The sequence below is a fragment of the Methanobrevibacter sp. genome (assembly GCF_045116495.1).
In the GTDB taxonomy this organism is placed as follows: Archaea; Methanobacteriota; Methanobacteria; order Methanobacteriales; family Methanobacteriaceae; genus Methanocatella.
In genome coordinates, this window is sequence record NZ_JBGULU010000201.1 from 1 (window position 1) to 24,488 (window position 24,488).

At 32.5% G+C, this 24,488-nt stretch carries 26 protein-coding genes and 1 pseudogene; 8 read left to right on the forward strand and 19 right to left on the reverse strand.

Features of this window, described 5'->3' with window-relative positions; translation table 11 throughout:
- From ACJMLH_RS10560 to ACJMLH_RS10575, 4 genes and pseudogenes are all read right to left on the reverse strand, one after another.
- Positions 1–237 (reverse strand): annotated as a pseudogene (locus ACJMLH_RS10560) (methanogenesis marker 15 protein); the annotation flags it as partial.
- A 4-nt stretch (positions 238–241) separates the two neighbouring features.
- The gene (locus ACJMLH_RS10565; protein ID WP_405277482.1) at positions 242–697 is read right to left on the reverse strand and encodes a methanogenesis marker 5 protein; all 456 of its coding nucleotides are present in this window, start codon (positions 695–697) and stop codon (positions 242–244) included.
- 8 nt (positions 698–705) lie between these two features.
- The gene (locus tag ACJMLH_RS10570; protein ID WP_295609180.1) at positions 706–1,176 is read right to left on the reverse strand and encodes a methanogenesis marker 6 protein; all 471 of its coding nucleotides are present in this window, start codon (positions 1,174–1,176) and stop codon (positions 706–708) included.
- A complete protein-coding gene (locus ACJMLH_RS10575) occupies positions 1,148–2,695 on the reverse strand; it encodes a methanogenesis marker 3 protein (RefSeq protein ID WP_405277485.1) in 1,548 nt (515 codons plus the stop codon). The genes ACJMLH_RS10570 and ACJMLH_RS10575 overlap by 29 nt, the downstream gene beginning before the upstream one ends.
- A gap of 128 nt (positions 2,696–2,823) precedes the next feature.
- On the opposite strand from ACJMLH_RS10575, the gene ACJMLH_RS10580 reads away from it, so the two are divergent.
- A complete protein-coding gene (locus ACJMLH_RS10580; protein ID WP_405277488.1) occupies positions 2,824–3,561 on the forward strand; it encodes a thermonuclease family protein in 738 nt (245 codons plus the stop codon).
- Between the two features lie 89 nt (positions 3,562–3,650).
- Here the strand turns inward: ACJMLH_RS10580 and ACJMLH_RS10585 are convergent, their stop codons facing one another.
- The 4 genes from ACJMLH_RS10585 to ACJMLH_RS10600 are packed head-to-tail and all read right to left on the reverse strand — an operon-like array spanning position 3,651 to position 7,107.
- Positions 3,651–4,442 carry a DUF4013 domain-containing protein gene (locus ACJMLH_RS10585; protein ID WP_405277491.1) on the reverse strand — a complete coding sequence of 264 codons (792 nt, stop codon included), beginning with the start codon at positions 4,440–4,442 and terminating at the stop codon, positions 3,651–3,653.
- A gap of 57 nt (positions 4,443–4,499) precedes the next feature.
- Positions 4,500–5,474: a methanogenesis marker 2 protein gene (locus ACJMLH_RS10590; RefSeq protein ID WP_405277493.1), complete on the reverse strand. Its 975-nt coding sequence runs from the start codon at positions 5,472–5,474 to the stop codon at positions 4,500–4,502.
- A 14-nt stretch (positions 5,475–5,488) separates the two neighbouring features.
- Positions 5,489–6,604, reverse strand: coding sequence for a DUF2117 domain-containing protein (locus ACJMLH_RS10595; protein WP_405277495.1), 1,116 nt, complete (start codon positions 6,602–6,604; stop codon positions 5,489–5,491).
- Complete coding sequence (locus tag ACJMLH_RS10600; RefSeq protein ID WP_405277497.1) at positions 6,601–7,107, reverse strand: ribonuclease VapC; 507 nt, start codon at positions 7,105–7,107, stop codon at positions 6,601–6,603. The genes ACJMLH_RS10595 and ACJMLH_RS10600 overlap by 4 nt, the downstream gene beginning before the upstream one ends.
- Positions 7,108–7,201: 94 nt before the next feature.
- On the opposite strand from ACJMLH_RS10600, the gene ACJMLH_RS10605 reads away from it, so the two are divergent.
- Genes ACJMLH_RS10605 through ACJMLH_RS10625 form a run of 5 tightly spaced genes read left to right on the forward strand, consistent with a single transcriptional unit; the run spans position 7,202 to position 9,849 of the window.
- Positions 7,202–7,387: a hypothetical protein gene (locus ACJMLH_RS10605; RefSeq protein ID WP_405277499.1), complete on the forward strand. Its 186-nt coding sequence runs from the start codon at positions 7,202–7,204 to the stop codon at positions 7,385–7,387.
- A 37-nt stretch (positions 7,388–7,424) separates the two neighbouring features.
- Entirely contained in the window at positions 7,425–8,216 is a 792-nt protein-coding gene (locus ACJMLH_RS10610; protein ID WP_405277501.1) for a helix-turn-helix transcriptional regulator, read from the forward strand.
- Positions 8,213–9,013 (forward strand): helix-turn-helix transcriptional regulator, encoded by an 801-nt coding sequence (locus ACJMLH_RS10615; protein ID WP_405277503.1) that lies wholly within the window; start codon positions 8,213–8,215, stop codon positions 9,011–9,013. Before ACJMLH_RS10610 ends, ACJMLH_RS10615 begins: the two co-directional genes overlap by 4 nt.
- Entirely contained in the window at positions 9,013–9,333 is a 321-nt protein-coding gene (locus ACJMLH_RS10620; RefSeq protein WP_405277505.1) for an ArsR/SmtB family transcription factor, read from the forward strand. The genes ACJMLH_RS10615 and ACJMLH_RS10620 overlap by 1 nt, the downstream gene beginning before the upstream one ends.
- Positions 9,334–9,342: 9 nt before the next feature.
- Positions 9,343–9,849, forward strand: coding sequence for a molybdenum cofactor biosynthesis protein B (locus tag ACJMLH_RS10625; RefSeq protein WP_405277507.1), 507 nt, complete (start codon positions 9,343–9,345; stop codon positions 9,847–9,849).
- A 32-nt stretch (positions 9,850–9,881) separates the two neighbouring features.
- On the opposite strand, the gene pyrE is transcribed toward ACJMLH_RS10625, so the two are convergent.
- From pyrE to ACJMLH_RS10640, 3 genes are read right to left on the reverse strand one after another with little or no spacing between them, the layout of a single operon-like run.
- Entirely contained in the window at positions 9,882–10,409 is a 528-nt protein-coding gene (gene pyrE / locus ACJMLH_RS10630; RefSeq protein WP_405277509.1) for an orotate phosphoribosyltransferase, read from the reverse strand.
- A 9-nt stretch (positions 10,410–10,418) separates the two neighbouring features.
- Positions 10,419–10,649, reverse strand: coding sequence for a PRC-barrel domain-containing protein (locus ACJMLH_RS10635; protein ID WP_405277511.1), 231 nt, complete (start codon positions 10,647–10,649; stop codon positions 10,419–10,421).
- Positions 10,650–10,678: 29 nt separating this feature from the next.
- Entirely contained in the window at positions 10,679–13,321 is a 2,643-nt protein-coding gene (locus ACJMLH_RS10640) for a PEP/pyruvate-binding domain-containing protein (protein ID WP_405277513.1), read from the reverse strand.
- A gap of 203 nt (positions 13,322–13,524) precedes the next feature.
- Between ACJMLH_RS10640 and xseA the strand changes: the two genes are divergently transcribed.
- Together xseA and ACJMLH_RS10650 are read left to right on the forward strand one after the other, a co-directional pair.
- Positions 13,525–14,778: an exodeoxyribonuclease VII large subunit gene (xseA, locus tag ACJMLH_RS10645; protein ID WP_405277515.1), complete on the forward strand. Its 1,254-nt coding sequence runs from the start codon at positions 13,525–13,527 to the stop codon at positions 14,776–14,778.
- Positions 14,778–14,996 (forward strand): exodeoxyribonuclease VII small subunit, encoded by a 219-nt coding sequence (locus tag ACJMLH_RS10650; protein WP_405277517.1) that lies wholly within the window; start codon positions 14,778–14,780, stop codon positions 14,994–14,996. The genes xseA and ACJMLH_RS10650 overlap by 1 nt, the downstream gene beginning before the upstream one ends.
- A gap of 30 nt (positions 14,997–15,026) precedes the next feature.
- Here ACJMLH_RS10650 and ACJMLH_RS10655 read toward each other — a convergent pair whose 3' ends face one another.
- From ACJMLH_RS10655 to ACJMLH_RS10690, 8 genes are all read right to left on the reverse strand, one after another.
- Positions 15,027–15,323, reverse strand: a complete 297-nt coding sequence (locus ACJMLH_RS10655) for a putative quinol monooxygenase (RefSeq protein WP_405277520.1) — start codon at positions 15,321–15,323, stop codon at positions 15,027–15,029.
- A gap of 191 nt (positions 15,324–15,514) precedes the next feature.
- On the reverse strand, positions 15,515–16,198 hold the full coding sequence (npdG, locus tag ACJMLH_RS10660) for an NADPH-dependent F420 reductase (protein WP_405277522.1): 684 nt from the start codon (positions 16,196–16,198) through the stop codon (positions 15,515–15,517).
- Positions 16,199–16,260: 62 nt separating this feature from the next.
- Positions 16,261–17,337 (reverse strand): NAD(P)-dependent alcohol dehydrogenase, encoded by a 1,077-nt coding sequence (locus tag ACJMLH_RS10665; RefSeq protein ID WP_405277525.1) that lies wholly within the window; start codon positions 17,335–17,337, stop codon positions 16,261–16,263.
- Between the two features lie 573 nt (positions 17,338–17,910).
- Positions 17,911–18,735, reverse strand: coding sequence for a helix-turn-helix transcriptional regulator (locus tag ACJMLH_RS10670; RefSeq protein WP_405277528.1), 825 nt, complete (start codon positions 18,733–18,735; stop codon positions 17,911–17,913).
- A complete protein-coding gene (locus ACJMLH_RS10675; RefSeq protein WP_405277531.1) occupies positions 18,725–19,588 on the reverse strand; it encodes a helix-turn-helix transcriptional regulator in 864 nt (287 codons plus the stop codon). Before ACJMLH_RS10675 ends, ACJMLH_RS10670 begins: the two co-directional genes overlap by 11 nt.
- Positions 19,589–19,769: 181 nt before the next feature.
- Positions 19,770–20,780, reverse strand: coding sequence for an adenosylcobinamide amidohydrolase (locus ACJMLH_RS10680; RefSeq protein ID WP_405277533.1), 1,011 nt, complete (start codon positions 20,778–20,780; stop codon positions 19,770–19,772).
- Positions 20,781–20,823: 43 nt separating this feature from the next.
- On the reverse strand, positions 20,824–22,434 hold the full coding sequence (gene thsA / locus ACJMLH_RS10685) for a thermosome subunit alpha (RefSeq protein WP_405277536.1): 1,611 nt from the start codon (positions 22,432–22,434) through the stop codon (positions 20,824–20,826).
- Between the two features lie 426 nt (positions 22,435–22,860).
- Positions 22,861–24,273 (reverse strand): hypothetical protein, encoded by a 1,413-nt coding sequence (locus ACJMLH_RS10690; protein ID WP_405277538.1) that lies wholly within the window; start codon positions 24,271–24,273, stop codon positions 22,861–22,863.
- Positions 24,274–24,488: the final 215 nt, after the last annotated feature.

The window sequence follows — 24,488 nt, forward strand, 5'->3', positions numbered from 1 at the left end:
AATGAAAACTGCATCCGGTTTGGATCTGCCCTCGACAATAGCCATAGCTCTTGCAATCATCAGCTTCAAACTTGAACTTTGAGCTGAAAATCCAAATTTTTCATATGATTCATCAATGTAATCTAAATCAATTTCAGGAAGAACAATTTCTGCACCAAATTTATTTGCCGCTTTTTCAATTTCTTTTTGAATTCCACTATATTCTGTTCCACATGAAACTAAAGCAATTTTAACCATATTATTATTCCTCCTCAGCAGTTTCTTCAAGTGAATCTACAAATCTGTTAATTTCATTTACCATCACATATGTTTCATCCTGATTATTAGGATATGTAAGTTCCAAAACAGGAATTCCCTTATTCCTAAGTAAAAATATTGACAGTTCATTAGTTCTAGCACAGCCAATACAACCGAAACCATATGGAGCTCCATCAACCACAATAGCTGCTTCCGCTTCATCTATAAGAGGTCCGATAATCGCCATTCTTCCACGAACACCGGAAGGAACTTCGATAGCCGCATATTTAAGACCTTTAATTGGGTCTTCTTCAGTAATATTCATCGGTGGAGAATCAATCTCCGGGTCTTTGATTTTTTGTCTAATTTGCTTTTGAAGAACTAAAGGAGTATGACCTTTTCTTTCAAGTAAATCTGCTAAGATTAATGAATTTGGAGGATAAATAGCTATTTTAACCATATTTTCACCTATTCTTTATTTTCTAAACATTCATTCATGATTTTTTTAAATTCGTCAACTTCAATTGGTTTTTTCTCTTCCAATTCAACTTCTTTAGGATTATCCAAAGCTTCTGAGACAAAACCAAGTATTCTGTATTCTTTTTCCATTTGGTGGAATCCTTCCCTAGGTCCAAATCTGTGACCTCTGCATCTTCTAGGATCTCCTGGAGCAAAACCCCTTTCTTTTGTGAAAATGTGGCTCGGATCTAGTTTTCTTATTTCTTCGATTGCTTTATAAACATCTTCACTTTTACCACTTATCATAGATCCGTAACAAGTGTTCTTTATTGTAAGAGGCAAACCAAGCATATGAAATTCACTTACTATCTCCTGTTCACTTACATGAGCTCCCGGCCCAATAAAAATCATACGAGTAATTACATCAGGGTCCCAATCTTCCTTACCCAAATCAGGACTCATTGTTAGATTCGGTGACATATACTACAACTCCTTCTTTTAATTTTTCAAGATGATCATAATCAGAAACAATCTCGCCAACAATATTTGTTGCTCCAAAAGTTTCTGCAGTTGGTCCGAATTCAGTGTTATCTTCAAATCTAACACCAATCAAACCTGCACTTTTAGAAGACATGTTAGTAATACCAACTTGACCTCTTATTACTTTATCAGTAGGATTATTTTCAGGAATCAAACCTTTAGCAGTTTTTTTATCCCCTTCAAAAATAACTATGTGCATTCCAGGCACTGCAAAGTGAACCTTTATCTGACCGATTGGATTTTCCAAAAGACCGGACAATAGCTTGAAGTATCTTACAGACCTTGGCGCATTATCAACAAATTTAATTTTACATAAATCATCTTTATTGATAGATTTAGTTATTACTTTACCTTCTTTTAGGATATCAATCGTATGTAGTGGATTTTGTTCGATAATAATTGCATCATCATCAATCAATCCATCAATTAAATGCTCAACACCAGCTTCAGTTAACATTTTTGTAGCTTCGCCTTGAGTTTTACTTAATAGCATTAATCTTTTCTGTTCTGATTTGACTGTAATAAAGTCATTTTCTTTTGCTATATCAATAAGTTCCATACCTTGAACAATATTACCTACAGTTGTGTGATTTGGAGTTAAAACTCTGTTTTCACGATAGATAAATAGTTTTCCAACACCTTTTCCATTATTCCTGATAGTCATTGTTCCACGGTTTCTTTTGGTGGTATGTTCCTTAGGCTTTTCAAGACCTTCAAGTTCATAAAAACCAACAAAAGATTCACTATCAAAAGAAACTTTAATTCTGCCATCTTTAACTATAGAAAATAAATGTTCAACACAAACCGGCGATTTTTCATCGATTTCAAAAGAAATATAAGTGTACAGCTCATTTCCTTCCTCTAAAACAATGCTCAAATCAGACACTGAAGCACTATCTGTAGTGGTGCTCCTCTCAATGATTGGTTCAATGCCTGTTACCTTATCATCATCAGTAAGATGTTCCAATGTCTTTTTACCTCCAATAATCCGAGCAAAAATACCCTTATTATATGGAGGCACACTATAAACATTTGTGGTATTCTCTTTAAGCATTATCAAATGAGTGGACTCATTACTAAAACTGGATAAACTTAAAACAACGTCCCCTTCAAAATATTTAAATTCATCATGAGTAGGTTCCAAATCAGTTACGATAGGTCCAATTGCTACTTCAGTAGGAGTAGACCATCTGATATCTAAATCAACAAACTCTTCATACTGATTTTTCCAAACGTCAACTAATGGTTTGGCTTCATCAGATTCATCGAGCTGGAGGATTATGGAACCTTGAGTTGTTTTAATTTTATATTTGCTTATATTTTTTTCAAGTTCCTTTTTTCCCTTAATCAAACAAACAATACTACCAGGAGTATATGGAGCATTAGTCTCCTCAATAACATCTTGAATTGAAGAGCCTTCCGCCACATCCATTTCTTCTCCATTAATTTTAATTAACATACAATCTCCTAATAAGAATTTTTAATATTATATATTTATTATTTTATTATATATTAAAATTATTTATTTGAATTTCAAAAACTATATTAACACAATATTCTAACAATAATAATAAGGAGGGAAAAGAAATGCAAATTACCAAAAAACATGTTTTTTCTTTACTCGCAATTTTAATACTGGCCATTGGTGCAATCTCAATAGCCAGTGCATATACCGGAACAGGATTTACTCATAGCATTTCAAGTTCAAAATATTCAGACATGTCCGCATCAGATATTTTAAGCAAATACGATGATACTGACTGTAATGTTGAAGAACGGGCAGTGTGCACAGAAGTTGTTGACGGAGACACAATTTATTTAAGCAATGGTAAAAAAGTGCGATTTGTCGGCGTCAATACCCCGGAAAGAGGCGTTGAAGGATATGTTGCATCAAAAACTTTCGTTCAGAAATTATGTTTAAACAAGGAAGTGGGTCTTGATATTGACAATTCCAAACATTCTGACAAATATGGCCGTACATTAGCTGTCGTAATTGTTGACGGCAAAAATGTAAACGAGATGCTTTTAAAAGAAGGTCTTGCTGAGGTAATGTATATCCCACCAAGCGAATTTTATCCGTACAGTTGGGCAAATGATTCGACACACATTCCAACCGCACATCACACCTATGCAAATACGCAGTCAGATGCAGGATCAAGTTCCAGCGACTCAGGAAGCTATATTGGAAACTCCAATTCAGGAAAATTCCATAAGTCAACCTGCAGCTGGGGTCAGAAAACAGCCGATCACAACAGAGTATATTTCAATAGCAGGAATGATGCAATTTCACAGGGATACATACCGTGCAAAGTCTGTAATCCTTGAATTTTTTTCTTTTTTTAAAATGAGATAAATATTGATTTTAAGTTTAAAAAAAACAGAAAAGATTAAGACCGTCAATAAGTTTAACCATCTTAATTTAAATATTTGATTACTTCAATTTCTCTTTCCAATTTGTCCAAATCATCCTCTTTATCTGCAATGTTTGAATAAAGCAAACCTAAAGAATAATTTCCTATACTTTCCAATATTGGAATTATAATAGCCAAATAGATTATGAATCCTACATACGGAATTGCAATTACCCATGAGGAAACAAATGAAGCAACAATCATTAATATTGCCATAAATATTAACCATTTGATTATATTGCCAACACCAATATTTCTGATATCTTTAATGACCTTATGCATTTTTAAAGATTCTGACAGACTATTCAAATAAGCCAAACGAGCTTTTGCAAAGAATAAAAGAACTTCAAATAGAATATAGACAATTAAAACTATAAATAAAGCCAAACCCATAGTCAGCAAAAAGCCGATAATATTCAGGTCTTTTAGCATGTCAATACTTGATATTCCCAAAGTGGACAAAGAAATGAAAAATACTGCTGCAGGAACAATCATATATACAATTCTCAATACGAATATCCTAAGAGTATTATATATGTCCTGTGTAAAACTTAGGGAAGGAAACATGGCAGATTCATTCAAACCTATTTGAACAAATGACAACAGATATCCCGGAGTAATTAGAATAAATAAGAAAAATGCAATAACACCACAGATTACAACATATCTATTGTCCAATATCATACCAATAGGAACTATAGCAACCAGAATAAAAAGAATCATCAGGATTGGCAATTTCTTAATATTCCTAAAAGGGTATTTCAATGAGTTTGATATAATTTTTCCTACATCCAAGAAAACCACCTTCGATTAAAACATTTTTTCAAATTTCCATCTGATTAAATAATTATGCTATCTGAATATGAATACAGGATTTTTTTCTTGATTGAAGACTTCTGCCTGTTCATCACCATAATTCAAATATAGTGAATTTGAATCTGTAACTTCACCAACCACATTGGCTTCTATTGAGTATTTTGCTAAATATTCTTTGATAAAGTCACATTTTTCTTCGGAGGCAGTGAAAACAAAACCTGAACCCGGATAAGATCTGAGCCAATCCACCCATTCCACACTTTCATTTCGAGGAATATCTTCAAGATTAACAACAGCACCTCTATTGGAGGTTTCTAAAAGCATTTCCAATGTTCCCAATATTCCGGGGTTTGAAATGTCCTTACCTGATTTAATGTAATCATTTTCCGCCAGGTATTGAACAGCAGTAATCTGGTCTCGGACCAATTGTGCATCCTTGTCATATGTAGTATCCCAGTTTAAGCTAAACATTTCATGAGGCTTCCCGTCCAAGTCTATTGCGACAATTACTTTATCACCGACTTCAGCTCCAAAACTTGTTATCATTTTGTCTTTTTGAGCAATTCCAACAATAGCTACTCCTAATGAGTCCACTTCACCGTCAGGATGCAAGTGTCCTCCCACCATTGGAACGCCAAATTTCAAGCATCCATCTTTAATCCCATTTAATAAATCCTCATAAATCTCATCATTACTTATTGACATTATGTTTACCATTGCAAGTGGTTTTCCACCCATTGCAGCAATATCATTAACATTAACAAGTACAGAACAGTATCCTGCCCAGTAGGGGTTCACATTCATTATATCTCCCCAGATTCCATCGGCGGCAAGCAATACCACTTGATTATTTCCAATGTCAATAGCTGAAGCATCATCTCCAATGTCAATGACAACATCTCCTGAAACATTATATGATTCTTTCAAAAGAGAAATCACATTGTCAATAGAGCTTTTACGGGACACTCCCTTAAATTCTTGAATTTCACTAACGAGATTTTTAAAATCCAAAGATTACACTTCCTTTATTTGATATAATTAATTTTGTATTTGCAATTAATATTTTTTATTATTTCGATGATTTTGTCTTTAACCTCATCGATGTTTGAATAATCATATGTAATCTGTTCATCACCGAACATAATCCTTTTAATATCTTGACCGCAGACATCATCAAAACCACTTTCAACCTCAAAAATGATAGAATTTTTTACCTTAAATCCAGATTCTACGACCTTGTCCAAATCACCATCAGTTATTCCAACTACTGGTATATCAAATCTGTATAAAATATCAGAGGATATCAATGTTGTGTCATCACCAACAGTGATGACCAGTGATGAATCCCTGAATTTATAAACATCCTCACCGGCATGATCCAGGAATGTTACCTTATATTCCTTGCAATCATCATGACCAATAACCCTCGGTTTTACTTTAGCATGTCTTAAAAGACCGGTTTTAATAATGGCGGATTCCAAATCAACTTCCCCCAACTTTTCAAGGCCATGCTCCTTAAGTTCCCCGCCAATAATATCCACAATATGGTTGTCCTTGGCGATTAAAGTGAGCTTGTCAGAATTTGTTTTCCCAATGACAACACTGTTAACCATTATATTTTCACCTGGACTTACACCATGAACTATTCTCTGATTAATCCCCACATCATCTTGCCTAATGTGATTATTGTAAACCTCTTCAGGTGTGACAACGGCCAAATTTAGTTTTTCAGACATCTCATCAACCATATCCAATTCATTATTCCAAGGTATGACACTACCATCCTCTTCACCAGGCCTTTCAATCTGTATAATTGGAATGTTATTATCATCAATTTTATCAACATAGTGATTATAAACCTTATATCCAAATACCTGACCTGTAACATCAGATTTTCCATAATTAAGTAAAAATATCACATCAACATCCTCATCATGGAATATTTTTAAAGAGTCACTTGGAACCAGCTTTTTTGAAATGTCAATGACATTTTCCAAACTAGCATCAATTACTGCAGTTCGACCCATGGTTCCACCCAATCTGACTGAAACTTCACCATATTCTTTAAATAAGTTAATTAATTTTAATGCATATCCAGAATCAATTATATTGGGTCCATGAACCACAACTCCTATTTTCATTTGTTCACCTTGATTCTTTTTTTGAAAATTTCAGATCCGCATATTTCACAATCATCGAATGGATAGTCTTCGGGAAACTCCTTTTTACAACCTTGGCATACCTTTTTCCAATTGTATATTCCCTTAATCCCTTCGGTTATTACACCGGAATATGGAATATCCATAATTTTTAATGTGTTTTGGATGGTGTAATCATCAGTAATTACCTTTACATTCTCTCCCTGTTGAGATAGCATATATGCCAATGCAATCAATTTTTTGTCCGGTAATGACAATCTTAAAATATCACCACTTTCATAAATAATATCATTAACACAACATAGATACTTCAAATTTACATCTTGTATAACTAATAGCTTATCATTGAGCGCAGCATCAAATTTCAAACGGGATTCGAAATCTTTGATTTCTTCAGTGATTTCGGGCACTGTGAAATTTTTTGAAGATGTGATTTGAAACCCATTAATAAATGCAGAAGCATCCAACACATAACAAATTTCCATGATTAATATTTACAAAATAAAAACTAATAAATCTTAGCAATATCTTGAAAACCATTACAATATTGACTTGAAATTGTAATGAGTTGGGAGAAAATTGGGAGGTAATATCAAGAAGACTGGGAAAAAACTAGAAAAAATTTGGAAAATAATTGTTAAAAGATTGGAAACAAAGTGGAAAAAACTTATAATAGATTTTGGATTAATTAGGAAGGAGTTTGGAAAAATCTATTTAAATTTAGATGTTAAAACTGATATTACAGAAAAATTCTTTGAGATTTAAAGAATTTTTTTATCAAAAAAACAATAGGAGACAAAAAATGTACACATGCAACGAAATTAATGGAAACCTTAAATTCCTTGCACAATCCGAAATCCGATTAAAAATTCTAAGCGAACTTTATGAAAAGCCAGAAAATATCCGTGGGCTTGTTAAAAAGACAAAAATCAATTATAGTTCTGTTTCAAGCAATATAAGCAAATTAGAGGAAAATGAATTTATTCACAAGATTGAAAAGGAATACTACCTCAATCCAATGTCTAAAATTTATTTTGAAACTCTGATGGACTTTAAAAGAAGCATCGACATAATAATTGACTATGGTGCTTTTTGGAACCAGCACAATATAAATCAGCTCAGTATTGATTCAATGGAGAACATCATTGATTTAAAAGACTCCAAATTAATTGAAACAACACCGCTAGACATCTATAAAACACATAATACAACTAAAAATCAATTAATTGAATCAAAAAATGTGAAAGCTATTTTCCCATATTTGCATCCGGAATATCCTGATTTAATTGAAACAATATTGAAAAATGGAGGCTCTGTAGAATTGGTCATTCCAAGAGTCCTTTTTAAGGCAATAATGTCACCAATTAATGACTTGGTAAAAAAAGATGCAATCAATCAGGGAAGACTGATAGTTTATACAGTTACAAACGAATTGAATTTGTACCTTACAATTTGTGATGATAAAATGAGTTTGGGACTATTTAAAAATGACGGCAGCTTTGATCAAAACCGAATTCTGGTCTCAGATGATGAAAAGTCACATGAATGGGCTGAAAAGCTTTTTAAACACGTGAAACATATGGTGATAAAATGACCAATCTTCAAACAAAAAGGCAACTAAATGAGGAATTCAAAAATGTTAAATACATATTGACATCCAGCATGCGTACAAAACTACTTTTGGCGCTATATGAAATTCCAAAAAATTTAGATGAATTAAGGAATGAGTTAAAAAAACCTTCCGCTACAATATTACACGGACTGAAAGAACTGGAATCAATTAATTTAGTTAGACGGGCACAGAAGTATTATGAACTAACATCAAACGGATACCTCCTGACCACTAACATGATTAAATTGATTGAAAATTGGTATTCTTTAGGTCGTAGCGAAGTTTTTTGGGACAATCATGACCTCTATGACATTCCGGATGAAATAATTAGAAAAATATATCTTTTAAAAGATGCAGAATACATTAACTCAACAACAAGTGATTTATCAATAGCATTCAACAAATACATTGAATTAATCTCCAATGCAAAGAACTTACACATTATCCTGCCAATATACTCAGAAAATCATTTCAAACACATCATTGATCTTTTAAATAATGGAAAAATTGAATATTTGAAATTAATCATTAGTGATGAAATATATAACTCAATTAATGAAAATGAGTTATTTAAAAAAGAATTACTTGAAAACGAGAAAGTGATTTTTAAAGTCATTAACTTTAATTTAAAAATATTTTTAACTTATTCGGAAGAATTCATGTCCCTAACTTTATTCTTTAAAGACGGACATTATGACGATTCTCAGATTTTAATTGGAAAAGATGAGAATGCAATAAAATGGGCAAAAAGCCTGCTAAAGTATTATGAGGGATATTAATGAAACAAACAAATAATATCCAGAGTATGTTAAATATTACTGATAAAGAACTATTTACAATATTAATAAGTGAAACTGGTGGACAAACAAGAATGAGAATTATAGATGCACTATTAAATATGCCAAGCAATGCCAATCAATTATCAAAACAGCTGAAACTAGATTACAAAACAATAACATATCACTTGGACATTATTTGTAACCACAAATATGCAACTAGGGAAACATTTGGAAAAATAACATTTTACTACCCTAGCGATAAATTAATTAAAAGGTTAGACGAATATAATCAAATTAAAGGAAAGATTAACAACCAATAGGAGACAATTATGAAAAGTGAAACATCAAAACAACATCAAAATGAATCATCAAAAGACATCTCATGCGGTGTGATAACTCTCAGCGACAGTAGAAAATCAAAAAAGGCAGATTTGTCCGGTGAATACATTTCAGAAGAAATTGCTGCCCGATACAAATTATCCAAAAGGAGTTTGATTCCCGATGAAAAAGAAGATCTGATTAATGCCATCGAGGAGATGATATCAGAAGACATTGATGTTATTCTAACAACTGGCGGAACCGGTCTCGATTCCAGAGACATTACTGTTGAAACTGTAGAAAATCTTTTCGAGAAAAAACTTGACGGTTTTGGAGAAATCTTTAGAATGAAATCTTATGAGGAAATAGGTTCCGCAGCATTGCTTTCAAGAGCAACTGCAGGAATCTATAAAAAAAGCATAATATTTTCTATGCCGGGCTCTCCAAATGCAGTGAAGACTGCATTAGAGATAATAATTGATGAACTTCCTCATTTTGTTCATCATGTGAAAAAATGATGAAATTAATTTTTCATCATAATTCTATTTTTTTAAGCAAAAAATTCATCAACAGTTATCAAAGGTTCCAGTTTTATTCCCGTTTTTTCAAACTCTTCAATGGCCCCTTCTTGCCTGTCGACAACAACAAAGGCTCTTTTTACATTTCCTCCATTATCCTGGATTGCATTGATTGCCTTGAGAAGTGATCCGCCAGTAGTGGAAACATCTTCAACAACAATAACATTATCTCCTTCATTTAACTCACCTTCAATGAGTTTGGAAGTACCGTAACCTTTCTTTTCTTTACGAATCATCAATAATGGAAGTTTTGATTCCAGAGAAACCGCAGTAGCTATTGGAACTGCACCCAAGGCAGGTCCTGCAACTTTATCAACATCTTCTTCGGCTATTTTTTCTGTAATAAGCTTTGAAATGGTTGATAAAATTTCAGGCTCAGTAATAGCTTTCTTCATGTTAATGTAGTAATTGCTTTTCTTTCCTGAAGATAAAGTAAAATCACCTTCAAGAAATACTTCATTTTTCTTCAATAAATCAATTAAGTATTCTTTAGAAACCATATTAATCAATTAAATATCATCTTCGCCTTTAAGCAAAATTTTGTCTCCAATTACTTTAACCATTTCCATTGGAATCATATTTTCGCTGGATTTGATTTGTTCAGAAAATCCTGTCTTTTTAAGAACCAAGTCAGTTACTTCAAAGGTATGTTTGTCCATGACTACATCACTTACCTTACCAACAATTTGAATGTCAGCGTCAAGAACTTCTTTGCCAAATAATTCATCTTTAACTTTCATATGTTCACCTTATGAGATATATTGTATTTTCAATTTAAAATACATTTAGATTCATCATTTCTCATATCATGGTAAAATTCAAGATTGTCCTCATCAAAATCAACTACATGAATCATATCATATATTTCATCGTCAAGTTCTGCATTAATGTCAAGCAATTTATTGGGATAATCTTTAATTAAATCTTTATTAAAAGCCAATCTTTTCTCATTTTCAAAAATAGCTCCATAATAAATATCAGCTTCAACCAAATCTTGGAACATGTGACTTCCAAATGACAACTCCGGAACATAACCCACTTTACTGTAGGATTCTTCCAAAATAGCTCTGAATTGACTGATTTCTGCAAAAACAACAGGAATTCCGAGTTCGGGAGATGATGTTCCGATTCTTCCAGGAACTATCAGCATTGAGGTCCGGTCATTTTCTTTGCAATATGAGTTAATCTCACCAATTATTCTTGCAATCAGGCTCTTTTTGGCATATGGATATTCGTAATACTTGTGTGAGTCAACATAGACCAATGTACCTATGTTTTCTTTTCTGGAACGCCCCATTGACGCCTTTTTAATGTGGAAATAAGTTTCACCGACATCCTCCGGTATTTCAATAACTTCTTTTGTTGTTGAGATTTGAAGCGGCCTGCACTGCAGGAGATTTACAACAAATGAATTATCCGCACCTATATTGACAGTATATTCCACATCAACCGGATAGTCATAGGCAGTTTCAAGTGTTTTGAGCAAATCCTTCATCATTGCAATGAACTTGTCATTGTTGACTATGCCGTTACAGTTTACAAATACGATTTCACGTCTTCTTCCCCTTTCCCTGAATCTTCTTTCAGCTTCAGTATCATGTTCGATTACAGGTCTTTTAGCATACCTAGGCAAAACTGAAAGACCTTCTTCGACTGGAATTTCATGCAGGGAAATTTCCTTTAAATCAAGAACATCCAAGGAATGCTGTGAGTATTTATGGCGTTCTGCAACATCAGGGTGGTCTATTGCATGAGGCCTGTCTAAATTAATTATCCTAGGATAATCATTTTGAGTTCTGTCAACCGCTTTGGTACCGAGACCCATTACAAGCCTTAACATTCCTCCATTATGTCCCATGTCCGGCTGCGGAGAGTATGGGCTGTATGAGAATCCAACACCCGCTATTGTCGGGAAGAAATAGTCTTCATAATATGATCCTGACACCCTTTGAACCAGAAGTCCCATCTGTTCATCACAGTCATCCAAATCATTTAATGAGCGGTATTCCAAAGCTGAAATGTTCATGGTACTTGCGTAAACTGTTTTGACGGCTTCTTCAAATGCTTCAAGTCTTTCTTCAAGAGACCCTCTGTTAACACAAAAAACAGATTCGTATTTACCTGCAAATGCATTTCCGAATCCGTCTTCCAAAAGACTGCTTGAACGCACAATTATTGGGCTTTGACCGAAATAATCCAAAACCCTTCTGAATTCGTTTTTTATGTCATCTGGAAATGTTCCGTTTTTAAGACCTTCCTCCAATTCACGACCTGCTTCATAATATCCTTCCTTTGTTCTCTGCTTTACGCGAATGTTCCACAAATCATTTGAAACTATGTATGTGTAGAATAAATCGGAACCAATATAAAATGAATCATCAGGTTCAAAATGTTCATATAAATCTGGACGGTCCTTTTCAATGATTTTACGAGCAAGTAACATTCCGCAGGCTTTACCCCCTATCATTCCACTTCCAACCAGACGGTTGTAGATGCTGATATAATCCTCATAGTCAAAGTACTGTTTGACTTTTTCAATGACTTTATCGTCTTTAGCCAGCATCATTGAACACATTAAATCACATTTGTCTGATACGTCAACCCCATTTTGGTGCAGGAGTTCCGTAGCTGTAAAGAATCTTTCCCAGCTGTCAGTACTCTGCTCATTATTGAATGCGGAAGCGGAATTGATTACCTGATAAAATTTGGAAACCTCCATTCCATCAGTCAATGTTGTTACACTGCCTGTTTCGGGATCATACTTATGGCCTAAAAACATTGTTTGAGAGTATCTGTTCCATACTTTTAAAGGATGAACATAAACATCATTGTTTTTGGAATAAACATCCAAAAACAGCTGGGTTGTCTCTCTTATTTTTGCAATGGATTCAAATGAGTGCTTTCCACGAATAACCGGGAAAAATGCAACCGTATCAAGAATGAACAAATAAGGACATGTTACTCTAAAGAAATTTCCCATCATCAAATCTGTTGCCCATGCCGCCTGCAGGTCAGACAGACAGTCAAAGACATAAAAGGCATCAAATCCCTCTTTTGTTATGATATTGTGGACTTCCAATGTAAATGATTCGAATTGCTCCATCGGATCCACCTTATAGATTTTAATCCCGTCCTTTTCAATCATTGCAAATTCAGTATCCGGATTCTTTCTTTCGGCTTCAAGTTCTTCAAAATCACTTTCATCCATTGGGATTAAAGGCTCATGCTGACCGAAATTAATGTAAATTAAATTTCTTTTATCTTCCAGAGCCTGTTTCACATAGGGATTTACAAAATAGGAAAATTCCTTTAAATTTGAAACCTGCCATACTACATTATCACCTAGACGAATATTGTCTAAAGTTTCGTCCAACTCGTCAATACCTGATTTAACTCTTTCGAAAGCCGCCATTAAAATTCCTCATTTATTCAGTTTTTTAGTTAAAATCTATTCCATTTTGAAAATATGTTCAATTTAATATATAAATATAGTGAATACCATTTAATTTGTCGGCAAAATGACTTCCGAAGCGTTTAAGGTAATATTGAATTTGAAATGAAAAAATGTAATTAGTATAAACAACATAGTAACACCATTAAATAAAAGGTGAAGCTATGGAGATTGAATGCTTAACAGTATCTCAAATTAACGCCTACATCAACAGAAAGCTGAAATTTGACAATAATTTGAAGAATGTCTACGTAAAGGGTGAAATATCTAATTTCAAAACATATCCAAGTGGACACAGTTATTTTACCCTAAAAGATGAAAAATCACAAATTCCGGCAGTGATGTTTAAAGGAAGAAAATATGGACTCAAATTCCAGCCCGAGAACGGAATGAAGGTAATCATTAAAGGCAAAATTGAAGTTTATGAAAGAGACGGCAAATATCAGCTATATGCTTCAACAATGACCGAAGATGGAATTGGAAACCTACATATTGCTTTTGAACAATTAAAGAAAAAGCTTGAAAAAGAAGGATTATTTGCTGATGCCCACAAAAAACCGATTCCAAAATATCCTCAAAGGATTGGAGTTGTTACCGCACAAACCGGCGCTGCCATAAGAGATATTATAACAACAATCAGAAGAAGATACCCTTATTGTGAAGTTTTGGTATTTTCAACACTCGTTCAGGGAGATATGGCTGCAGGCCAAATTGTACGCCAAATAAAACATGCCCAAGAATATGATTTAGATACATTAATTGTCGGAAGGGGCGGAGGAAGCATTGAAGATTTATGGCCATTTAATGAGGAAATTGTTGCACGCGAAATTTATGCATGTGAAATTCCGGTCATAAGCGCTGTAGGCCACGAAATTGACTATACAATATCTGATTTTGTAGCCGATAAAAGAGCTGCAACACCAACCGCCGCCGCAGAAATTGCAGTGCCTGAAATAAAAGAAGTCCAATACAAAGTTACTCAGTTATCTCAAAGAATCAATAAAAGCATTAATGATAAATTAACTCTGAATAGGGCAAAAGTTGAAAATATATCTCAAAAGCAGATATTTAAAAATCCGGAATCAATTTATCAAATCAAAGAAATGCATTTAGACAGTTTGATTAACAAGTTAAATTTTACATCCTCAAACATTATTTCAGAAAATAGGAATAAATTGCTTAAACTCGAGTCAAGATCGGTTTTAAGAAATCCTGAAGAGGTAACTAAAGCCAAAAAAGAAACATTTTTAAGAAATGTTGAAAAATTGAAAATTTTAAATCCGCTTTTGACATTAAAAAGAGGTTATTCGATAGCTAAAATTGATGATAAAGTCGTATCAAGTGTAAAAGATGTGAAAAGTGGAGATGAACTGGATATTGAATTTGATGATGGAACAATTAATACAAGGGTGATATAATGGAAGAATTAACTTTTGAAGAAAGCATAGAACAATTAGAAGAAATCGTGAACAAATTAGAAAACGGTGACGTGCCGTTGGATGATGCCATTGATGAATTTACAAAAGCTATGAATTTAGTTAAAGTATGCAATGCTAAATTAAATAATGCTGAAGAAGCTATTGCAAAAATAGTTCAAGATAATGGAGATATAGTGGATTTTAATCTTAAAGAATAATAATTAAAAAAAAAGAGAAAAAAAAGAAAATTATAAATCGACAGCATTAGCATCAAAGACATCAATTATGAGGTCAGTTGAAACTAAATCTTGAATATTTTCCCCGAATCTGATGAAATGATCTGTTTGCAAATGTGAACCTAAGATTTCTTTTGATTCCCATTGTTCTACAAATAACAATGTGCCATCTGCAGTATTAGAATATAAATTATAATCTATATTCCCATCTTCTTTTTTAGTGTTTTCAATTAAGTCTTGTGCAAATTCTACAATTTTTGCACATGCATCTTCATCTTTAGGAATTGCTTTTGCCAAAACCATTATCATTTAAATCACCTATATATAACTATGCTCATAGATGCATATATAGTTAAATATTAGGAAATTATGAATAAACATTTACATAACTTCCAATATTCAACTACTGTTGAAATTAAATATCATAAGATGTCCAAAGATATTTAGAATACAACAATTTATTAATAGAGCAGTATAGAATAGTTATCTAAATTTACACATTATTGTTCAAATTGTGGAATTCCAGTAATTCTAAGTCCACCATAATGGGATCTGTACTTAATGTTCAATCCAATTAATAATGGAGTGATTTTTTCGATTATCCTTGATTTTTCTAATATTCCACAGTCGATTGCTTGGATACCTGGAAGTTTATTAATGAGTTCAATTGCAACTTCTTTAGCTTCCTTATCATCCCCTGCAATTAAACAATCACAGTCAATTTCATTTGGAATATTGGACAAATGGGAGTTACTGATATTACAAAATGCACATATTACCTTTGCACCAGTTCCATCGAGGATTTTAGCAGTCCTTTCTGCAGCAGAACCTTCCATTAAGTCAATGAAACGGAAAGGTTTTCCACCGATAGCTGTTTCAAGAGGAACAGTTGCATCAAGAACAATTTTATCATTACAAAATTCTTTAATACCTTCAAGAGTAGGTTTTTGAGCTGCAAGAGGCACAGTGAGGATTAAAACATCCCCAGCTTTTGCTGCATCTTCATTAGCCATACCTACAATATTTAAATCATAATCTTTAAGTTCTTCAATTGTTTCTTCAACGATAGTTAAAGCTTTTTCTTCTTTACGAGATCCAACAATTACTTCAACGCCTTCAATTGCAAATCTTTTTGCAATTCCAAGACCTTGTGGACCAGTTCCACCAATAACTGCAACTTTCATTAATATCACCTTATTAAAAAAAAGAGAATATGTAATGATAAAAATCATTACACAAAACGTGTTTAGTCAAGATCTAACATTACAACAGGTTTGATTAAGTCTTTAGGTTTGTCTTTCATCAAGAGTAATGCATCTTCGATTTTTTCAAGACCTTTGAATTTGTGGGTAACTAATAATTCTGGGTCTTGTCTGCCGCATAATGCTAAGTCAGCAAGTCTTTCCATTCTTACTGCTCCACCAGGACATAATCCGTTTGTAATGTTAATGTTTGACATACCGCAACCCCATTCTACACGAGGGATTAATACGTTGTCAGCACCACTTAAGTAGTTTACGTTGGATACGGTTCCTCCTGCTTTTGCGGATTTAATTGCTTCAGCCCATGTGTTTTCTAAGTTACCACCTGCAATAACTACTGAGTCTACACCAGCACCGTCAGTTAATTCTCTTACTTGTTCGTCGATTGGTCCGTTTTTGTAGTTGATGATGTCGGTTGCGCCGTATTTTTTAGCAACTTCGACGGAAATTGGACGAGTACCTGCTGCGAATAGTCTTCCTGCACCTAAACATTTAGCACCAGCAATAGCGGAAAGACCTACTGCACCGATACCGATAACTAATACAGATCCACCTAAAGGAATGTTTGCGTTTTCGGAACCCATCATACCGGTAGACCACATGTCGGTTAACATACATGCACCTTCGTCGGATAATCCGTCAGGGATGAATGTTAAGTTTGCGTCTGCCATGTTTACGTGGAATCTTTCACCGAATACACCGTCTTTGAAGTTGGAGAATTTCCAACCACCGAGAGGTTCGGTTGTTTGTGATGGGAATCCTCTTTGTGCTGCTTCGTCATCCCAGTCAGGAGTAATAGCAGGAACAATTACACGGTCACCAGGTTTGAATTTTTTAACCATGTCACCTACTTGAACAACTTCACCAACAGCTTCGTGACCTAAAATCATGTCTCTTCTGTCACCGATAGCGCCTTCCCATACAGTGTGAATATCGGAAGTACATGGAGATACACAAGTTGGTTTAATGATTGCATCCATTGGTCCACATTCAGGAACTTCTTTTTCTACCCATCCGATTTCATTGAGTCTTTTCATTGCAAATCCTTTAAAAGTTGCCATTTTTTTCACCTCTTTTAATTAAAACATTCATACAAAATTTAAGTGTAAAAACAAGTAAATATAAACAAAAAATGTTTATAAATAACCCGTCTAAACACTTATTTCATTAAAAAACATGATTAAAAACATGTTAATTTAGAAATAACTAAATAGAATACAAATGTTTTCTATTTTAATATATTACAAGCCCCATATATAAAAGTTACTACTTATCAATGTATAGTATTAGTATTACTAGATAAATATTGATTGGATAATATTTTTAAAGGTTCATGATGATTTTCTATTAACATGATTTTAATTAATCTGAAAACAAAAATTTTCAAAAATATGCTAAAAATTCTCAATACCTATGAAAATATAATATTAATTAAAAAATTAAAATTAAATTTCAAAATTACACGGTGATGTAAAAAATTCATGTTGATGATAAAAATTAATATCGATGAAAAATTAAATTCATATCGATAAAAAAATTAATATCAATACTAAAAAAATTAACTCGATGAAAAATTAAATTCATAACGATGTAAAAGAAAAATTATGAAAAAATGAAGAAAGAAATAAAAAAAATTATTTCAAAATATACTTTTTATAGGAGTAATAGAATCTATATGCATCATCAATACCTGATTCTTCATCAACTAAAAGCATTTCAGAATTATCAAAGACAGAATCATCATAGAATAAAAATATTGATGCAAACTTGTCAGAGACTGTGAAAAAGATATTTGACAGATCTTCAACAATATAATAATCAATCTTTTTATCACGGACTAATGCCTTAAAATAATTTTCAGAATCTGATTTAATTATTAAATCATGGATTGTTTTAGTAGTTAGCAAATCCAAATGTCCCTCATGATCAATTAAAGCTTCATATATGGAATCCATAAAAATCTTTGAAAATACAGGTAAAATCATGCATATATCTGTAGATTTTTTAATATTATCCAGATATACGTTTATAGGCTTTGCGAATTCTGTGATATTGGACTTTACCGATGAAACAGCACTGAATGAAGAAATGTCTTTTAAAAAACGATTAGGGATTGATTTGATAGAATGATCTTCCCAAAATCTCTCCAAATTGTCAATATTTTCAAAATTTAGTGACAGATTCTCTAGATTTTTAGCAAATAAAAAACCTATAGATGTGACAACATATTTTTTATTAGGTAAACGTGTAATAAACTTACAAGATTTCAAGTCGTTTAATCCCCTAGAAATATTCCCAGATTTTCTATTGAACTCCGATTCAAGTTCTTTAATAGTTTTATCGGATTCATATAAACTAAGCAATAATTTTAATCTTGTTTCAGATGCAAGAATAAATTTTAAATAATTAAAATCGTTTAAATTACTATTTTCATCGAAAAAAATGGAACTAATAACCATCCCCCCTGCCGTTTGGATAAATAATATCCTCTAATGAAACATAATCTCCACATAATTTTTCATATTCCTCAAAAAGCTTCAATCCAAATTCTATAGCTTCAGGATTAGTGGAAGTGATAACTGCATTTTGATTGAACTCTCCATTTTTAGTGTAAAAAGCTAAAACCAAACATTTATTAGAAACTGTGAATGCAAATTGAATATTGCAATCATTCGGTTTTAATTTGACATATCTATTTTTTATGTTAGGACTTTTAGGCACATAGTCTTTAATAAAATTTTTTACAGCTTCAGAAACAGCATCAGGAAGAATCAATTCAACAGTACAATCATTATCAATCCAATAACTTATAATATCATCATGTTTTGGATGGAAATATGGAAATATTCCTTTTAAAAATTTAAATCCCATCAATGAACGTTGAAAAATTTCAGTAGCTTTAAACAAATCAACATTATTGGATTCAATTAATTTAGATCCCTCAAGTGCAGATAAATCTTTAATAGTATCATTATCAATATCTATAAGAGAAAAATTTAAATAATCAGAGTTTTCTCTTAAAAAAGAACATGATTTGTTAAAAGAAAGTACATTAGTTAATTTAATCTTTGTTTTATTAAATAAATAAAATTTGTCTTCAATACTAAAAATAAAATTTCTTTGTTCCAGTTTATTTATATTATCCAGTATAGAACTATAGCTATAACCTGTTTTTTCTTCTATTTCTTTAATTGATGCCGAAGAGTTATATAAACATCCTAAAATTTTCAAACGAATTTCAGAATTAATTAAAAACTTAAGATCATCTTGAATATTTAAAAAGCTATTTTTTTCAAATATATTCCCCAACATAACACCACCTAAAGATATGCTAATTTATATTTAATAAAATATTTATACTTTTTAACACATCACAATATTAATAAAATATTCTATAATTTTATTACTTTTTAAATTATTAATGTTAAACATTAATGTAAAAAAAATATTATAACTAATAGTTGGGAATTGTGAATTATAGATAACGCAAACTTTAATGTAAATGGATAAAATAGTTAATCCAATATTCCAATAAACATTTTATCGGATAGCTACTGCAATTTTCATTTATTCTGCATGCTAATTTTAAAGCATCCTCTTTTTCAATTAAATTATTTTCAAATTCGTCAATCAAGTTTAAAACGGAAGTTGTAATTGCCACATTTTCCTGCTTTTTCATGTCTTTTTGTAACTGACGAATAAACAGATCTTTATCGTAATCCAGATTATCATAAAACTCATTGATATCCAAGGTATAACGATTTAGTCTAACTAATGCATTCGATTGTGAGTTTTCAGATATCCAAACTTGTTTTTTAACTGCCTTTTTAACGGATTCGCAAACAGCACTTGCAATCAATTCTCCTAATTTAGAGTGTTTGCCGGCATTTGTAATCGTATTTGAGGATTCCAAATTAGAAAATACACATAAACCGTCAGTTCCTGTTCCTGTTGCATAGCCATTAGAGTATTGTGACGGAATTTTCAAATCATTTAGTGCAACTGTTTTTGCCTCAGTTGCGGTCATGAATGCTTCTAGCAATGTCTCATAGCCCAAATGAGCATTAATTAAAATGATTGTATTTATTGTACCGAACCTGCCGTTTTCCTCATAATATGCTGCAGGGTCACCTGCCCTTACTGCATTTGTTCTAACCCCTGCAGTTGTCAATGCAACAACTTCCAGACTTTTAAACGATTTTGTTACAATGCTCACATTTTTCATTCTGGCAAGAGTTGTTAAACCGGTTGAATAAGCGGAATCGATATTTAATGACCAGCAATGCTGAATTAGATAATCACCAACATCATGGTTTTCAAGATAATCAATGTTTTCCTGTGACAGATGATGGTTAAAAACGCTTTTGAAGTTGTTGGAAAATCCCCCATTCAACTTAGAAGTGGAAATTCCATTACGTTTAACATTAAATTTAACAAAAATAGTATCTTTTAAGTAATATATTTCATCATTAACTGATGATTGGAAAAATAGTCTGTCTTTCATAAAAATAAAAAAAAGAAAAGAAATTATGAAAATTTCTTTAAATCTACATCATTGGAGGCATTCCGCCAGCCATGGATGGGTCCATACCCATGTCTTCTGGACCTCTGGTTGATGCAATTACGTCATCGATTCTTAAAATCATTTCAGCTGCTTCGGAAGCAGATTGGATAGCTTGTTTTTTGACACGTTTTGGTTCAATTACACCAGCTTCTTTCATGTCTGCTACTTCACCAGTGAATACATCTAATCCCATGTAGAATGAGTCTTCTTGAGCTGCTCTTAAGTCTACTAAGGAGTCAATGCTGTCTAAACCTGCATTTTCAGCTAAGGTTTTTGGTACGATTTCTAAAGCTTCTGCAAATGCGTTTACAGCTAATTGTTCTCTACCAGAAATGGATTCTGCGTAGTCTTTGAGTTTTTTAGCCATTGCGATTTCAGGAGCTCCTCCACCAGCGACAACTTTGTCGTCTTCTACAGTTGCTGCGACTACACCGATTGCATCTTCGATAGCTCTTACGATTTCATCTACGATGTGTTTGGTACTTCCTCTTACGAATAATGTTACGGATTTAGCTCCGCTGCATTCTTCTACGAAGATCATTTCTTCACCGGAGATTTTTCTTTCTTCTACGATTCCAGCATCTCCTAAGTCTTCAGCAGTTAAGTCATCTAAATTGGTAATTACGTTAGCGCCAGTTGCTCTGGATAATTTTTCAATGTCAGATTTTTTAACTCTTCTTACAGCTAAAACGCCTGCTTTGGACAAGTAGTGTTGTGCTAAGTCGTCAATACCTTTTTGTGCGAACAATACGTTTGCACCTGCTGAAACAACTTTGTCAACCATGTCTTTGACCATTTTTTCTTCTTGTTCGATGAAAGCTTGCATTTGTGCAGGGTCAGTGATTGTGATTTCAGCATCCATTTCAGTTTCTTTAACTTCTAATGGAGTGTTGATTAATGCGATTTTTGCTCCTTTGATTTCGGAAGGCATACCTGGGTGTACTCTTTCTTTGTCTACAATTACACCTTCAACTAAGGTGGATTCTTCAACAACAGCTCCATCTTTTTTCTCGATTTTGATGTTGTCAATATCAACTTCACCATCATCAGCAACTGCTTCAACAGCATCTACGATTAATTTTGCTAATGGTTCACGTGCTGCTTCGGTTCCTTTACCAGTCATAGCAGTCATAGCTACTTTTAATAACATGTCAGAGTCAATATCATCGATTGCAATTTCATCTAAGATTTCTTGTGCTTTTTCTGCTGCTTTTCTGTATCCCATAGCTATGATTGTTGGGTGAATGTCAGAGTCAAGTAATCCTTCAGATTTTTTTAATAATTCTCCAGCAATAATAACTGCAGTAGTAGTTCCGTCTCCAACTTCGTCTTCTTGGGTTTTTGCTACTTCTACGAGCATTTTTGCTGCAGGATGTTCAATATCCATTTCTTTTAAGATTGTTACACCGTCGTTGGTTACAACAATGTCTCCAAGTCCGTCAACTAACATTTTGTCCATACCTTTTGGACCTAAAGTAGTTCTTACAGTTTCAGCCAATACTTTACCGGCTAAAATGTTATTTCTTTGTGCATCTCTACCGACAGACCTGTTAGTACCTTCAGGTAAAATAAAAATTGGTTGTCCTTGTGCCATAAATAATCACCTTTTTTTAATTTATAAATAATTAGATCAGTTTAAAAATCAACATGAGAAAATAAGTTATAGTGTTGACAAAACCTTTCTACTTAATACATGAGTTTAAGGTTATATAAATACTTTATGGTATAAAGTAAATTAAAGTAAGAAAAAGACAAGATAGAAAAAACACCACAAAAATAAGTACCATAATTCTTGCATTAACATCATGTAATTTTGACATCACAAAACTAAACCATTAAAATTATTATAGGCTCTGATGATTAAACAATAGGATAAGTTTAAGGAATGATAAAAATTATTGGGACAGGTAGATGAATGGACAGAAATATAGAAAAAACTAAAAAATAAAAAACAAATGGGATAATTAAATCCCATTAGACTCAGAAACCCATTCCAATTAAGGAATTTGAATAATAAAAATTATCTATGTTGTTTTTTCTCCAACCTGAAAGGAGGAGTTCTTTCAATTGTATCATAAGCTTCTTGCTCTTCTTGAAGCTCATTAAAGAAAGTATTAATCTCTTCCAATCTTTTGATTTTATCATTTTTCCTGTTTAACTCATTTTGAAGATTGAGGTAATCTTCACGAGGAACAGTATTCTGTTTTAAATATTTGAGCTCATTTTCCTTGGAGTTGACTTCAGATTGAAGAGAAAGATAATCATCACGAGGAACAGTATTCTGCTTTACATACTCCAACTCTTTTTCCTTAGATCCAATTTCAGATTGAAGAGAAAGATAATCATCACGAGGAACAGTTTTTTGCTTTAAAAGTTCAAGCTCATTTTCTTTAGAAGCAATTTCACTTTCCAAATTATTTTTGAGTGTGATAAATTCTTCACGAGGAACAGTTTTTTGCTTTAAAAGTTCAAGCTCTTGTTCTTTAGAAGCAATTTCACTTTCCAACTTATTTTGGAGTGTAACCAATACTTCATGAGGAACAGTATTTTCTTCCAAATATTCAATTTGAGTATCTTTTGATGCCAATTCAGTCTCCATTCTGGATTGAAGGGTGAGATAATCATCTTTAGGGATAGTATTTTCTTTAAGAGTGCTAATTTGTTTATCAAAACTAACCATCTCATTTTCATAGAGAGTTTGAAGATTAGTATAATCTTCTTTAGGGACAGTATTCTCTTTTAAAGTAGTAATCTCATCATTCATTTCATCAATCTTAGATTCAAAATCAGACTGGAGATTATCATATTCCTGTTTAGGAATAGTTTGTTGCTTTAATATATCAAGCTGGTCATCTTTTTTAGATAACTCATTGTCTTTTAAAATAAGTTCGTTATTTTTAAGCTCAAGCTGTTTTTCAAGTTCCAAGATCTGAGTTTTGGACTCTACATTATTTTCCAATTTGATAACTTTGATTTTATATTCATCAATAGATCTTGAAAGTGAATTGATTTGAGCTTCTTTTTCTGCTACACTTTTAAAAGATTCATTTAATCTTTCATTAACTTCAGCCAACTCTTTTTTCTTATATTCTCTTAACTGTTCAGCAAAATATTCCTTAATTTCATCAAGAGAATTATTTACATAATCCAATTCATAGATTCTGTCCTCTTGATTTTTGATTAGGCTATCCTTTTCTTCGAGTTGTTTTTTCAAAAGATTAATTTCATCTTCTGCTTTAAATTTTATAACAGAAACTTCTCTTTCTTTTTCTACAATATCTTTTTCGAGTTCTTTTATCCTTTGTGGAGTTTTATCATTAGCTTTCTCAACTTCAAGCTCAGTTAAGTCCAACTTTAACTTATTAAGCTCTAATAGGCAAGACCGAATTAAAGATTGTAGAGTATCTTTTTCAGCATCAATTCCTATTTCCATTCTATCCCTTAGTTTAAATTTTATCCCAATATCGAATTCAAATTATTGAAAATTTATGAATTTGAATATTTCGATATATTGTACAATATAATTCCTTGCTATAAATTATTTATTTTATACTATTTAAATTAAACCCTTAAATTAACCAAAAAAAGAAAATAAAAACAATAAGAAAAAAGATAGAAAAAACAAAAAAAATTAAAAAAAATAGAAGA